Source organism: Halococcus dombrowskii (assembly GCF_022870485.1).
In the GTDB taxonomy this organism is placed as follows: domain Archaea; phylum Halobacteriota; class Halobacteria; order Halobacteriales; family Halococcaceae; genus Halococcus; species Halococcus morrhuae.
The window spans coordinates 1,761,742-1,775,689 of the sequence record NZ_CP095005.1 but is presented as its reverse complement, the minus strand read 5'-3'; the positions used below and the strand labels follow the sequence as shown (position 1 = coordinate 1,775,689).

Sequence of the window (13,948 nt, the reverse complement as noted above, 5' to 3'; positions counted from 1 at the left end):
ATCGGTTTGTCGGCATACTGTTTTTTTTGTTTGTGGCCCTACTGTTGTATCGCAGACCGTGACCGGACGGATGGATGGTGAGGACGAGATTCGCGTGCTCTTCGTCGACGACGAGCGCCAGGTCGTCGAGCTGGCAGCGACGGCGCTCGAACGCGCGGGTGAGGGGTTCGTCGTCCACACCGAGACGAGCGGCGCGGCGGCGCTGTCACATCTCGACGAGGCACGCGTCGACTGCGTCGTCAGCGACTACCGCATGCCGGGGATGGATGGGCTTGTGCTGCTCGAACGGGTGCGCGAGGAGTATCCGAACCTCCCCTTCGTTCTCTCGACTGGCGAGGGCAGCGAGGACGTGGCGAGCGAAGCCATCTCGGCCGGTGTCACCGACTACCTCCAGAAGGGTGGCGGGCTCGATCAGTACACGGTGCTCGCCAACCGGATCGAGAACGCGGTCGCCCAGCGCCGTGCCGAGCGCCGCCTCGAAAGCCAGCGCGACGAACTGGCGACGCTCGATCGCATCAACGCCGTCATCCAGGACATCGTCCGTGGGCTGGTGGCAGCGGCGACGCGCGAGGAGATCGCGGCCACGGTCTGTGAGCGCATCGCGGCCGCCGAGCTGTACGAGTTCGCGTGGATCGCAGAGCGCGACGCCGGCGGCGAGTTCACCGTCCGGAGCGGTGCCGGCGTCGACACTGATGCCGTCGAGATCGCGGCTACGGACGGCGGTACGGCGCGACTGCCCACTGAACTGCCCGAGACGGACGTCGTGGAAGTCTTCGAGAACGGTGGGGGCCCGTGGCAGACGGACGGCGAGACGACGGGACCGGTGGCGGCCGTCCCGCTCTCGTACAACGAGGTGGTCTACGGTGTGCTCGTGGTCGCGGCGACGCGGCCCGACGCCTTCTCGGAGCGCGAGCGCGCCGGCTTCGCCGTGCTCGGCGAGGTGGCCGGCTTCGCCATCGACGCCGCGCAGAACACGAAGCTGCTGCTGTCGGACACGGCGCTCGTGCTCGAACTCCGGGTCGTCGACGAGGCGGCATTTCCGACGACGCTGACGCGCCGTCTCGACTGTCGGTATCTCGTCGACGGGGTGGTGCCGGCCGCCGACGGGGTCGTCCTCCAGTACGTCACCGTCGAGGGTGCCGATCCCGATCGCGTGCGCGAGCTCGCCCGGGAGTCGCCGGTCGTCGAGGACTGCCGACTCGTCAGCAGCCATGACGAGGGCGGCGTCTTCGAGATCGCGACGCGGGAGTCGCCGGTCAACAGCATCGTCGATGCCGGCGGCACGATCGACGAGTGGCTCGTCGAGGACGGCGACGGAACGATGGTCGTCGCGGTCGCTCCCGAAACCGACGTGCGGACGATGATCACCGCGTTCGAGCACGCCCATCCGGGGTCGGAGCTGCTCTCGAAACACACCGTCGATCGGTCGGACGATTCGACCGCCCGGCAGGCGGTCGACGAGCGCCTCACCGACAAACAGCGGGCGGCGCTGCGGGCGGCGTATTTCGCGGGCTACTACGAGTGGCCGCGCCGATCGACCGCCGAGGAGATCGCCGACTCGATGGGCGTCTCCTCGCCGACGCTGCACAACCACCTCCGGAAGGCCCAACAGCAGCTGCTCGTCGCCTTCCTCGGCGAGGAGTAGCGACGGAACGCTTTTGTCCCATGGCGCTGGCGTCGCTGTATGGACATCCGCGCGGAACTGCTCTCCTTGCTCCGTGAGAACGCGCGCTATACGACCGCCGATCTCGCGCGCATGCTCGGGGTCGACGAGAGCGAGGTCGCCGAGCGCATCGAGAACCTCGAAGACGAGGGCGTCCTCAAGGGCTATCAGGCGGTCGTCGACTGGCGACGAACGGACGAGGAGCCGGTGCGCGCGCTGGTCGAGTGTAACGTCACGCTCGATCGCGAGACGGGCTACGACGACATCGCCGCACGACTCGTCGGCTTTCCCGAAATCCAATCACTCAGGCTCGTGAGCGGCGAATACGACTTCTCCCTGACCGTGGAAGCGGATTCGATGGGCGAGGTCTCCCGGTTCGTCTCCGAGAAGGTCGCACCCGTGCCCGAGATCACCCAGACGGTGACGCACTACCTGATGGAGTCGTACAAGGAGCGCGGCATCGAGTTCAGTAGTGACGGGGACGACGACCGGCTCTCGGTCTCGCCATGAAGATCTCCGAGCGCGTCGAGCGCGTCCCACCCTCCGGAATCCGGCGATTTTTCGAACTCACCGAGGAGATGGACGACGTGATCTCGCTCGGCGTCGGCGAGCCGGATTTCACCGCGCCGTGGAGCGCACGCGAGGCGGCCATCGACTCGCTCGAACAGGGGCGGACCTCCTACACCGCCAACCGTGGGATGATGGAACTCAGGGAGGCCATCGCCGAGCGCTCGCGCGAGCGCTACGATCTCGACTACGATCCCGACGGGGAGGTGCTCGTGACCGCCGGCGCGAGCGAGGCCATCGACGTCGCCTTCCGCGCGTTCGTCGATCCCGGCGATCGGGTGGCGGTCGCCCAACCATCGTACGTCTCGTACGTGCCGGGCGTGACCTTCGCCGGCGGCGAGCCCGTACCGGTCCCCACCAGAGAGGCGGACGATTTCGAACTCACGGTGGATGCGCTCCGCGAACACGGAGCTGCGGACGCCGAGGCGCTCGTCTTCTGCTATCCGAACAACCCGACGGGCGCGACGATGAGCGAGCGCGATCTCGAACCGATCGCCGCCTTCGCCCGCGAACACGATCTGACTGTGCTCGCCGACGAGATCTACGCCGATCTCACGTACGAGGGCGACCACGCCTCGATCGCGACCCTCCCGGGCATGCGCGAGCGCACGGTCGTCTTCAACGGTTTCTCGAAGGCCTACGCGATGACCGGCCTCCGGCTCGGCTACGCGCTCGCCCCGCCCGAGGCGATCACGGCGATGAACCGCGTCCACCAGTATTCGATGCTGTCGGCTCCAACGACGGCACAGCACGCTGCCATCGACGCCCTCGACAACTGCGAGGCACAGGTGAGAGAGATGCGCAGCCAGTACGACCGCCGCCGTCGGTTCGTGCTCTCGCGGTTCGACGAGATGGGCATCGACTGCTTCACGGCCAAGGGCGCGTTCTACGTCTTCCCCGAGAGCCCCTGGGAGGACGCCGAGGCGTTCGCCGAGGCGCTGCTCGACGCCGAGGGCGTGGCGGTCGTTCCCGGCGACGTGTTCGGTGCCGGCGGCGAGGGTCATCTCCGCGTCTCGTACGCCACGGGGATGAACGAGTTACGCGAGGCGATGGACCGGATCGAGCGGTTTCTCGACTGAGCGCGGTTCACAGACCCCGTACGTTACGGCAACAGTCAACTTCGAACATATCATCTGAGAGAATTATCCAGCTGTCTTCCCCTCCCCCTCCCCAATGGCCGTCTGTCGTTCTCGATTCTACGGACCGTTCATCGAATCGACCCCGCCCGGTCCGACCGTCGTTTTCAGTTCTCCGTCGATATACACCTGTAGCGTGGCGTTGCCGTCGTTGGAGAACCCTTCGAGATACGGCCATTCGACGCTGTACGTGTCCTTGGCGTGATCGCCGGTGATACCCTTTGCCGTCGGGAAAATCCCGTCGTTTTCCGTGTTCACTATCGCATCCGTCTGCTCGGTGTCCTGGGCGGGATACGCACTTTCGCCGACACCGTTCGCGACGTACTGTGACGTCCCATCATCGATGGCTCGTATCGTGAGATTGTGAGTCGGGCCATCGTCGTCCGCCATAGTGGTCGATGGGCTCGCGTTCCCGTTCGGCTCGTACGTTCCCTGCAACTCTCCGTCGATGTACAGCTTGAGCGTTGCCGTCCCGTTGTTCACGACCCGCCCGACGCTTTCAGTTCGGATATCATAGGTGTCTGCGGCCCGCTCCCCGGTGATGCCCGTGGCGTAGGTCGCCGTGTCGTTCGCAACGACCGAGTCCGTTTTCTCGGTACCCGCTGCGGTCGTCGCACCGTCCCCCACGCCGAAGATCGTATAGCTCGACGTCCCGTTGCCCACGGCCTCGATTTTCATCGTATGCACGTCCGATCGTCCATCCGCCGTCGCGGTCGGTGTCGCAGTTCGTGTTGCCGTCGCTGAGGACGTCGGTGCGGTCGTGGTATCGGACGTTTCGGTCGCTGTCGTCGCTGTGGTCGACGTTTCACTCGAACCGACGGTCGTCGCGTTCGCCATCGTTTCCGTCGGGGTCTCCGATTCCCGGATGACCGTCGGTGTCGCGGTCGATTCGTCGTCGTTTCTGGCGAGACTCGAACACCCGGCTGATACCACCAACATCACGAGGAGGACAGTACCAACTGACCGTTTCATGCCTCATCAACACGTGACCGGCATATAATCGTCCGGTCTCGGACTGTCAAATGTCGGAAATATGATAATCGAGGGCGATGGCGGACCCTCGTGAACGATGGCATCACCCACGACGGATCGTCGACAGCCTGGAACGCGAGTCGTGTGTCCGCGTCGGCTACGCCCCGCCGTAGACGGGGAGGAACTCGAAGAGCAGGAAGGAGGCGATCGCCGACAGCGATGGCGTGAGGATCCAGAGCATGACGACTCGCCCCGTGGCCGAGGGATCGAACAGTTCCTCCGAGGTGAGCTCGGTCGGTTCCTCGTCGCCGATCGGGCGGACGCGCTCGCCCGCTCCTGGGCCGTCGGCGGTGCCGGCGTTGCTCGTCCTCCCGGGTGTCTCGGCGGCGAGCGCACCCGTCGAGAGCGTCGCGCTCTCCTCTCCCTGGATGGCCGCCGACGCGGCGTCGGCGATCGTCGTCGTCCGCGTCGCGCGCCCCCAGCCGAGCCCGACGATACACATCGTCGCGCTGACCGCGAGGCTCGCCGGGATGCCGAGCTGTGAGAGCACCGAGATGATCGAGGCGCTCACGCTGGCGACGATGAGCGACGCCAGGAGCGGCAGGTCGGTGAGATCGTTGCCGATCGTGTCGAGCGTGCGCCGGGCGATCGTGAACGCGCCGACGCCGATGGCACCGACGGCGAGCAAAACGCCCTGGTCGATCGTGATCGAACCGTTACCGACCAGCGGTGCGACCGCGTTGGCGACGTTCGACGCGCCCGCGGAGAAGGCCATGTAACAGCTGATGGCGAGGACGATGGCGCTCCAGAACACCTCCTTCGGTCGGGTCGTCTCGGCGAGGCGCGGGAGCGGAACGACCCCCGATCGATCGATCTCGAACAGGGCGTCGTCGGACCTGTCGAGGGCGAACCACGCGTCGAGATAGGGGTAGAGATACCGGCCGATGACCGCACAGACCCAGAACGCGAGCACGGGGGCGACCAGCCACCACGAGACGATCCGACCCATCACCTCCCAGTCGAGCGTGCCGCTCGCGAGCCCCAGCCCCGCGATCGCGCCGACGGCGGTCATCGAGGTCGAGGCAGGGACGCCGAAGAGGTTGGAGATGAGCAGCGCGAGTCCGACGAAAAAGAGCACGCCGACGCTCGCGGCGAGCGTGAACTGGCTCGACGGGACGATATCGCCGCCCAACGTCGCCACGACGTTGCGCCCGACCGTCCAGCCGCCGATGAGCGCGAACAGCGTGAACAGCCCGGCTGCACCCGTCTTCGAGACGAGACGGCTGCCGACCGCCGGCCCGAACGCCACGCCCGTCGAGGAACCGCCGATATTGAAGCCGACGAAGACTGCAACCGCGAGACCGACGAGAAGAAGGACCGTACTCATATCCGATACTAGCTCTGGCGTCGGGTAAACGGTATCGTTCTCGCCAGGCCGAGGGTTTTTGTGCGATACCGCGGCCATCGACTCCCAATGTCGGATAGTGGTGCAGATGGTAGTACGGACGACGACGGCACGGGCGACGCTGGCGACGACGTGCGCGGCCGTCTCGCGGACGCGATCGACACCGCGACCGCCCTCGCGGGCGTCGTCGATGACCGAACCGTCGCGACGGGCCCCGACGACGAGGACGCGTTCTTCACCGGGGCCGACGGACGGACGACGATCGCGAACCGCTACGATCTCGAAAAGACCGTGTCGACCGGGCGCAAACGTCACTTCCGCGAGGTGACGCGCTACTGGGTCAACGAACCCTACGCGTTCGTCGTCATCTTCCACTCGACGCGCGAAAACGAGGGGAAATACTATCTCGTCGAACCACATCTCACCCCCATCGAGGCGGAGCTCAAGGAGTTCCTCACCGGGAAGCTGAAGACCGCGATCACGTATTCGGGCGAGGACAGCGCCATCCAGGACGACGACGCCGAACGCGCGGACGTCATCGAAGCCGTGACCGGGCGCTTGCTCGACAGATACGACCTCTACGACGGCTCAATTGCCGGCGCGGGGCGTTCAGGATTGATGTCGAAACTGAAGGGACTGTTCGGCGACGACCCGGACGACTCGCCGACGGAACGAGGGGTGTCGGGGATCGCCGCCCGGCCGGAGCCGGCGGTGGTCGACGAGGACGCGAAATCGCTCACCGAGTATCAGGTCGAGAAGCTGCTCTACTATCTCAAGCGCGATTTCATCGGCTACGAGCGCATCGACGGCATCAAACACGACGTCAACGTCGAGGACATCTCGTGTGATGGCTACGACTCACCCGTCTTCGTCTATCACGCCGATCGCGAGCAGCTCATCACCAACGTCCACCACGGCGAACAGGATCTCGACGATTTCGTCGTGAAGCTCGCCCAGCGCTCGGGCAAGGGGATCTCCAAACGCCAGCCACAGGTCGACGCCACGCTGCCGGACGGTTCGCGCGCCCAGCTCACGCTCGGCTACGAGGTCTCGGATCACGGCACGAACTACACCATTCGCCAGTTCAAGGACGTCCCCTTCACTCCTGTCGATCTTATCAACTGGCATACGTTCTCGCTCGAAGAGATGGCGTATATCTGGCTCTGCATCGAGAACAACAAGTCGATGCTCTTCGCCGGCGGCACGGCGTCGGGCAAGACGACGAGTTTGAACGCCGTCTCGCTGTTCATCCCGAGCAAGGCGAAGATCGTCTCGATTGAGGACACCAGAGAGCTCGAAATCCCCCAGCGCAACTGGGTTGCCTCGGTGACGCGCCCCTCGTTCACTGGCGACGAGGCCGGCGATATCGACGAGTTCAAACTCCTGGAGGCGGCGCTGCGCCAGCGGCCCGAATACATCGTGATGGGCGAGATCCGTGGCGAGGAGGGGCGGACGCTGTTCCAGGTCATGAGCACGGGCCACACGTCGCTCACGACCTTCCACGCCGACAACGTCGGCGAGGTGATCAAACGGTTCACGACCGACCCCATCAACGTCTCGAAGACGATGTTCACGGCGCTCGACCTCGTGAGCATCCAGACCGCAACGCGCGTACAGGGGCAGAAAGTCCGTCGGAACAAGGCGCTCACCGAGATCAACTACTACGACGCCGAGAACGACGAGATCAACGTCCAGGACGTCTATCAGTGGCAGGCCGAGACCGACGACTACCTGAAACTCGGCACGTCGAACACGCTCGAATCGATCAAGTTCGACCGCGGCTGGAGCCAGGAGCGCCTCTCCGAGGAGCTGTTCCAGCGGAAGGTGGTGCTCGCCTATCTCGTCGATCGCGGCCTCAACACGTACACGCAGGCTGCGGCCACCCTGCAGGCGTTCATCAACGATCCGGAGGCGATCCTGACGCTCATCGCCAACGACCGTCTGGAGGAAAGTCTCGACGATCTCCGGGGGATGGAGAGCGTCCACATCGACACCGACCCGGCGATGGAGGCGATGGTGCCGCGGCCGGACCCGAGCGAGGAGCTGCGCGAGCACACCGCGGCGATCCTCGACGAGGCCGACGAGCGTCTGTTCGACGAGTACGCCGGCCACGAGACGCCGGATCTCGCCTCCGCCATCGCCGACGGCGGACGGGCCGGCGAATCGGCGGCGACCGGTAACGAGGACGCGAAATGAGCTACGGCACCGACGGCTACGGCGGGCACACGCGGACGCTCGGCGATCGCTTCTACCCGCTGTATCGGTATCTGTTCGACGAGGACGGCGATTTCGTCGATGACGTGCAGCGGAAGCTGGCCGCGGCGCGCATGGCCGACACGGTCGAGATGTATCTCTCGCGGGCGCTCGCGATCGGCGTCATCGCCGGTGGGCTGCTGTGGCTGCTCGCCTCGCTCTCGGGCTACGCGGTCGTCGAGCTGTTCGTGACGGAGGTGCCGAAACTCACCGATCTCCGGGTGCTTCACGGGCCGGCGCTCGCGGTCTTCGAGGCGGTGAAGCTCCCGCTGCTCGTACTGCTCTCGGGGCTGGTCTGTGGGCTGGTCGGGTTCGTCGCCGGGTTCGGTACGCTCGTCGCCGTGCCCTACGTCCGGGCGAATTCGCGAAAGCGCGAGATCAACATGCTGCTCGCCGATTCGGTCTCGTTCATGTACGCGCTGTCGATCGGCGGGCTGAACCAGCTCGAGATCTTCGAGGCGATGGCCGACGCCGACGACACCTACGGTGCGGTCGCCGCGGAGTTCGAGAGCATCCATCTGGAGACGGAGTATTTCGACACCGACTACCGAACCGCCATCAGAAAGCAGGCGCTTCGGACGCCGAGCGAGGAGTTGAGTCAGTTTCTGACCGACATGCTCTCGATCATCGACTCCGGTGGCGACATGACCGACTTCCTGAACGACAAGAAGGACAAACATCTCCGCACCACCAAACAGGAGCAGTCGCTCGTCCTCGAAACGCTCGAACTGTTCGGCGAGATGTATATCACCCTCTCGGTGTTTCCGCTCCTCCTCATCATCATTCTCGTGAAGACATCATGATCGTATAGACAAACTATATACGATCGGGGGGTGAATGACCAAACAGAGGAAAGCAAAATGGGCGAAACAAAACTTGTCACCTTCAAACTCGATGAAGAGCGCAAAGGGGTATGGGAAGAAGAAGCAGAGGACAGAGGAAGGAGTCTGTCGGGATTCATCCGACACGCGGGCGAGAAACTGATAGCAGGTGACTCGGGACAGACAGGTGGGGGAGTGGATCATACTGAGGAGCTATCGGAGATACAGACGATGATCCGCGCTCTCATGGGGACAGTAGATGGTATGGATGATACCATTGGAACTATCCGAAAGGAAATCTCCATCCCCGACGATACCAAAGGCAAAATTCCCGATGTAGTAGGCGCTCTTCCGGTTGACAAAGGAAGGACAACATCCGATATAGTGGGCTTAACCACCGAAGAAATCGGTGAAAAGACCGGACTCTCGCTGTTGAAAGTCACCCAATGTCTTGACCATACCGCTGAACAGACTAATCTGGTCGAATATAGCGTAGAGGAAGATGGGACTCGGCATTACTATCGGAGGGTCTAATCATGAGCGACACACCTGAATTAGACCGATACAAGGACCGATACCTTCGGCGGATTAAGCAACAGAAATCGGAATCCACCCATCACAACCGGAAGTATGGTTTGGGCAAATACAAGAAGTGGCTGGCCGGACAGGAATATGATCTACTCTCCATCGGCAAATTCGGGATTGAGGACTTTATCATCTATCTCGGGGAGGAGGATTATGCCCCCGAGACGGCAAACAGTATCTATTCCACGGTCACTAACTTCTATGAGTTTCTGCTCGACCTATCCTATGAGAATCCTGAACCCGATATAGACGAATCACCGTGCGAGAGGGTAAATCGGACTGACTTCAAATCTGTTCTGAGCGGGACCAGAAAGCAACAGAAAACTCGGGATGAGATTAGCTATCTCGCGCCTGAAGAAGTGGATACCCTTTGCGAACATGTCCCAAACCCCAAACTCCGAAACGAATTGATGATTCGGATGATGTTTCAGACGGGTTGCCGTCAAGGAGAAATCCGAAACATGAGAGTGGACAATATCGATGAAGGAGAGCGGTCAATTCGCGTCTATGCCGAAAAGACGGATGATTATAGAACCGTCTACTATCAGCCGAGTTTAGATCCACTACTGGATGAGTGGCTACACGGAGGGAATCGTATGGGCTTCTTCAAAGCGAATGAGTCCCCCTATGTGTTCGTATCCGGTCAATCCGAACAGTTTGCCCACTCGAATGACATCAACAGGATAGTCCGTAACACGGCCAAGGATGCAGGACTGAATGAAGTGATGTACGAGGATAGAGCCGGGGTCAAGCGATGGAAAATCACCAGTCACACTCTCCGCCATTCCCATGCAATTGCATCGATCAAATCAGGGATAGACATAGAGCGAGTTCGCCGGCATATGGGCCATTCAAGCCTCGATATGACCAAACGATACCTACAATTTGTCGAGGAAGATGTACGCGATGCTTACGGGTCGTTTGGCAACTGGGAGTAAACTATGGAACCGGGGAGTGATCCCCGGAAGGTCGTAATCTGACTACCAAATGGCAGAACCGGGTTATCAACCCGACCATGGAACGGTGATTAGCCGCCTGCCGATGAACGACAAACCTGACCGGCCAAGACCAGATTCAGTACCTCACAAAGCTCGTCGGTTGACTGCTTCTGAGTGTGAATTCGGTGGAGAAATCGGTGCCGAGTAACTGCTGAGGAGGGTTGTTCGACACCGAGAGCATCAAACCTGTCGCAGTCGGCGGCGGAACGCCGCCGACGCAACGGTGTTGCCACTCGCTGAGTAGGCGTTCCCGGTCGGTGGATTACCGCTCGAAGCGGTCGTCCGGTGGCTTGTTTGCGGGGACGGCGCGACGCACCGCGAGCGCCGTCTCCGCTGCTCTCCGCACCATTCCGAGGAATTCATCGAATCGCCACGGCCAGAGGCGTCGCGCGCCTCGGCGCGGCGACGCCACGTACTCCCAGTGGAGATACCGCCACGCATTCTGGAGGAGGTAGCTGATCAGCACGTACAGAAACCTCACCGCCGGATTCTGTGTCGTCGTCATCGCAATACTTCGTTCGGACAACCGGTAGGTCGATTCGATCCCGAAGCGTCGGCTGTAGTACTTCCGAGCCTGACGCGGTGTGTCGATGAACGGCGCGTCAACGGCGTAGCCGTGACGCGCCACACCTTCCTCGTCGTACTTTCCTTGTTGGTACGTACAGTCGATGTAGACCGGGAAATCGACGGTCCACGTGTGACCGTCGATTTCCCCTCGGAGGTCGTGGTCGATCACGCGGCTCCAGCCTTCACTCAGTTCGGTCTGAATCTTCTCGCCCCACTTCACGATCGGCATGACGAAAGCGTAGTTGTGGGCAGCGAGCAGCGTCAGACAGTACGTATCGTAGAATTCCCGATCGAGGTAGACGGCCTTGACTTCAAGGTTAAGGCCGTTGAGCACGCCGAGCAGTTCCGCGAGGATCGAGCTGGCGGTGTCGCCGTCGGTGAGACGGCGCACCGCCAGCGTGTAGCGTTTGTTGCGTACGCGGGCGTAGAGTGTGGCATAGCCGTGGAACGTGGTCGTTCCAGCTTTGGCGAGTGACTCGTAGAGTTCTTCCTTGGAGTCGTACTCCTCGCCGTAGTACGGACGGAGGTGGAGGTCGGCGACGACCTCCACCGGCCGATCCGGAAGGAGTTCGAGGGTATCCTGTTGGATGAGCGTCTTGCCGACTCGTTCGAGCTCTGCGAGCTCGAACTTCGTCCGGAGGTGATGGAGAATCGTATTGCCGTGGGGTGAGTCCTCTGAAATCTCACAGAGGTGACTGACCGAGTCCTCGTCGGCTGTTGCGCCGACGAGGACGTCCCAGATGTCCTTGGAGTCGATATCGGCGTTCTCGCCGAGTCCGATATCGATCTCCTCGTTGAGCGTGTTGACGAGAAAGTTAAGCACCTGGTCCTCTGTGAGTTCACTGGCTGCTTGGTTGGCCTCCATCAATCCACCAAGCAGCCCGTTCACCTAACCCGCTTTGTGAGGTACTGAGATTAGTCAAACAGGCACGAGGTGGCCTGTATGTAAATAAAGGGGACACTCACGGATAAAGGTTTCGGTAGCGAGTCTTCAAAATCCACTATTGAAGAAAAATTCTCTTCAAAAACGGATATTGGAGATATATAGTCTGTAATAGATACTTTCAAACATAAACGGCCTGCGACAGCCTTTTTATCCCCCCTCTCTTAAAGGATGTAAGGGAATCGTCCCAAACTTTGTCTGTGCGTGAGTAGCGTGGGGGTATGGTCAGGTTCTCTTTAGTACGCAGCCCCTCCGTTACTCACCAGTCCGCCCAATCCTCGTTGTTCTCAATACATACGACTAGCTAACACAACTTTACGGAAAGAAGAGGAGTATAGACCGGTTGTGTTCATACCACAACCCGAAACAGAGGATATGAGAAACCATTTAAATAGAAGGGCTACTCCGACTTTAACCTTTCGCTTGGTTTCTCATATCCACACCATAATATGTCTGTAACTTATGAGAAACCAAACACAAACGTATTCCGAGAATAGTAATCCGACTGAAGCCGATATTTCCGACAGAGAGCGCGCCGAATACCTCAAGGAGTGGCTATCATCCTACGAACAAGCTGGTATCCGACCGAAGCTCATGCCACTCGGCGATGATGGGAAAGCGCCGATAGCCAAAGACCGATTCCGAGTTTTTGATAATGACGATGATCCCACCGAACAAGCGAACAAGGCCGTAGTTAGTGGGGATGAAGCCGTCAGACGTATTCAGAACGGCGAGAATGGCTTTGTGTGCTACGCTGGGAGGCCCGAATGGGGTACGGAAGGTATCGTCTTTGCGGACCATGACGACCCCGAGAGATACCCCTGTCCGACAGGAGAACCAACCCTAACAGTAGCCACCCGACAGGGGACTCACGAACACTACCTGAATGACCCCAATGATCCCGTAAGTAACGCGAAAGTTGGGGATGGGGAAGGCGAGATACGAGCGCACAACCAGTATGTGCTTGTCCCCGGCTCAATCCACCCGAGCGGTATCGTCTATCAGATTGGGAATGACTATCCCATCGAGACACTATCGGATACCCAGTTAGACGACAAACATCGTCCGGTTGTTGCCAGCAACCCGGATACCCCACCCATAGAGACAGAGATTGAGGTTGCTGAAGAATACGAACTCGACATAGAACGACTAGGAGAGACGATCAACAGTCTTGGGATAGATACCCCCGTCAAAAACCCCGGAATCCGTCTCAAGCGCGCTCTCCGATCCAAGAAGGGTAATCGTATTCAGGCACTATGGACAGGCCACTACGGCGATGCTGGCCACCCTAACGACCGTTCTAAGGCCGAGTGTGCGCTCGCTTCCTACCTTGGATTCTGGTTTGAAGGTGACTGGGGGACTGTCTCGACCCTCATGGATGTCTCATGTAGCCAACACCCCACTACCGATAACGGCGATCCCCGGAAATGGGCTAATCGGGAAGACGGATACCGAGCATCACTGAAGCCATACGCCACTCAAGGGCCAACCAAGAACATGAGGGGTCCCCTTCGACTCAATAATGAGGAAAGGCCTGATTCCTCCTCTGTCCTCCGTAGAAGTGTCCGTAACGTCACGAAAGCCCTTGGACTTGCTACCCGACAAGAGATAATGGACTATGATGCTGATGAGAACTCCGATTGGGATGAGGTAGACAGAAAGGAGCGCGCCGTTAGAAATGCCCTCAGCTGGCTCGAAGATGAAGGACTGATTTTCTGGTATCGGAGTGGAAGGCATACCTACTACTACACCACTCCCGGTAGAATCAGTAAGGAGAAATTAGAAGAGAATGATGTTGACCGTGAAGACATCATACAACAATTCCACGACAGAGTAACCAGTTAGGTATTTTAACTAAGGCAACCGTTAAAGGACTAATACAACATACAACTATGTTGCCTTAGTCAAGCCAATGGACATTGCGACCTAAGGTCTTATATCAATTCTCTTAACTAAGGCAACCGTTAATGACAGTAATGGATGCAGCCTTTCAGCACTGCAACGCATGGCGCTCGCTCTGATGGGTCGCTCGCTTAAC

Annotated in this window: 10 protein-coding genes and 1 pseudogene; 8 read left to right on the top strand and 3 right to left on the bottom strand. The window is 60.4% G+C overall.

Annotated elements, in window-relative coordinates; translation table 11 throughout:
- The first annotated feature begins 58 nt into the window (after positions 1-58).
- From MUK72_RS09255 to MUK72_RS09245, 3 genes are read left to right on the top strand one after another with little or no spacing between them, the layout of a single operon-like run.
- Complete coding sequence (locus MUK72_RS09255; protein ID WP_244699348.1) at positions 59-1,645, top strand: bacterio-opsin activator domain-containing protein; 1,587 nt, start codon at positions 59-61, stop codon at positions 1,643-1,645.
- A 39-nt stretch (positions 1,646-1,684) separates the two neighbouring features.
- Positions 1,685-2,173, top strand: a complete 489-nt coding sequence (locus MUK72_RS09250) for an Lrp/AsnC family transcriptional regulator (RefSeq protein WP_244699346.1) — start codon at positions 1,685-1,687, stop codon at positions 2,171-2,173.
- Entirely contained in the window at positions 2,170-3,309 is a 1,140-nt protein-coding gene (locus MUK72_RS09245; protein ID WP_244699344.1) for a pyridoxal phosphate-dependent aminotransferase, read from the top strand. The genes MUK72_RS09250 and MUK72_RS09245 overlap by 4 nt, the downstream gene beginning before the upstream one ends.
- A 117-nt stretch (positions 3,310-3,426) precedes the next feature.
- Here the strand turns inward: MUK72_RS09245 and MUK72_RS09240 are convergent, their stop codons facing one another.
- Both MUK72_RS09240 and MUK72_RS09235 read right to left on the bottom strand, forming a co-directional pair.
- On the bottom strand, positions 3,427-4,338 hold the full coding sequence (locus MUK72_RS09240) for a hypothetical protein (RefSeq protein ID WP_244699334.1): 912 nt from the start codon (positions 4,336-4,338) through the stop codon (positions 3,427-3,429).
- A gap of 157 nt (positions 4,339-4,495) precedes the next feature.
- Entirely contained in the window at positions 4,496-5,725 is a 1,230-nt protein-coding gene (locus MUK72_RS09235; RefSeq protein ID WP_244699323.1) for an inorganic phosphate transporter, read from the bottom strand.
- An 87-nt stretch (positions 5,726-5,812) separates the two neighbouring features.
- Between MUK72_RS09235 and MUK72_RS09230 the strand changes: the two genes are divergently transcribed.
- From MUK72_RS09230 to MUK72_RS09215, 4 genes and pseudogenes are all read left to right on the top strand, one after another.
- Positions 5,813-7,939 carry a type II/IV secretion system ATPase subunit gene (locus tag MUK72_RS09230; RefSeq protein WP_244699320.1) on the top strand — a complete coding sequence of 709 codons (2,127 nt, stop codon included), beginning with the start codon at positions 5,813-5,815 and terminating at the stop codon, positions 7,937-7,939.
- A pseudogene (locus tag MUK72_RS09225) lies at positions 7,936-8,796 on the top strand (type II secretion system F family protein); the annotation flags it as partial. The gene MUK72_RS09230 and the pseudogene MUK72_RS09225, both read left to right, overlap by 4 nt.
- A gap of 60 nt (positions 8,797-8,856) precedes the next feature.
- On the top strand, positions 8,857-9,351 hold the full coding sequence (locus tag MUK72_RS09220) for a hypothetical protein (RefSeq protein WP_244699318.1): 495 nt from the start codon (positions 8,857-8,859) through the stop codon (positions 9,349-9,351).
- A 2-nt stretch (positions 9,352-9,353) separates the two neighbouring features.
- The gene (locus MUK72_RS09215) at positions 9,354-10,340 is read left to right on the top strand and encodes a tyrosine-type recombinase/integrase (RefSeq protein ID WP_244699316.1); all 987 of its coding nucleotides are present in this window, start codon (positions 9,354-9,356) and stop codon (positions 10,338-10,340) included.
- A gap of 322 nt (positions 10,341-10,662) precedes the next feature.
- On the opposite strand, the gene MUK72_RS09210 is transcribed toward MUK72_RS09215, so the two are convergent.
- Positions 10,663-11,832 carry an ISH3 family transposase gene (locus MUK72_RS09210; RefSeq protein WP_244698896.1) on the bottom strand — a complete coding sequence of 390 codons (1,170 nt, stop codon included), beginning with the start codon at positions 11,830-11,832 and terminating at the stop codon, positions 10,663-10,665.
- A 540-nt stretch (positions 11,833-12,372) separates the two neighbouring features.
- Between MUK72_RS09210 and MUK72_RS09205 the strand changes: the two genes are divergently transcribed.
- Positions 12,373-13,755, top strand: a complete 1,383-nt coding sequence (locus MUK72_RS09205; protein ID WP_244699307.1) for a bifunctional DNA primase/polymerase — start codon at positions 12,373-12,375, stop codon at positions 13,753-13,755.
- Positions 13,756-13,948 lie beyond the last annotated feature (193 nt).

Excerpts from the sequence above, each read along its gene's own strand:
- MUK72_RS09215 (WP_244699316.1), top strand. The coding sequence starts at position 9,354 with ATGAGCGACACACCTGAATTAGACCGATACAAGGACCGATACCTTCGG.
- MUK72_RS09210 (WP_244698896.1), bottom strand. The coding sequence starts at position 11,832 with ATGGAGGCCAACCAAGCAGCCAGTGAACTCACAGAGGACCAGGTGCTT.
- MUK72_RS09245 (WP_244699344.1), top strand. The coding sequence starts at position 2,170 with ATGAAGATCTCCGAGCGCGTCGAGCGCGTCCCACCCTCCGGAATCCGG.
- MUK72_RS09240 (WP_244699334.1), bottom strand. The coding sequence starts at position 4,338 with ATGAAACGGTCAGTTGGTACTGTCCTCCTCGTGATGTTGGTGGTATCA.
- MUK72_RS09235 (WP_244699323.1), bottom strand. The coding sequence starts at position 5,725 with ATGAGTACGGTCCTTCTTCTCGTCGGTCTCGCGGTTGCAGTCTTCGTC.
- MUK72_RS09230 (WP_244699320.1), top strand. The coding sequence starts at position 5,813 with ATGTCGGATAGTGGTGCAGATGGTAGTACGGACGACGACGGCACGGGC.
- MUK72_RS09220 (WP_244699318.1), top strand. The coding sequence starts at position 8,857 with ATGGGCGAAACAAAACTTGTCACCTTCAAACTCGATGAAGAGCGCAAA.
- MUK72_RS09250 (WP_244699346.1), top strand. The coding sequence starts at position 1,685 with ATGGACATCCGCGCGGAACTGCTCTCCTTGCTCCGTGAGAACGCGCGC.
- MUK72_RS09205 (WP_244699307.1), top strand. The coding sequence starts at position 12,373 with ATGAGAAACCAAACACAAACGTATTCCGAGAATAGTAATCCGACTGAA.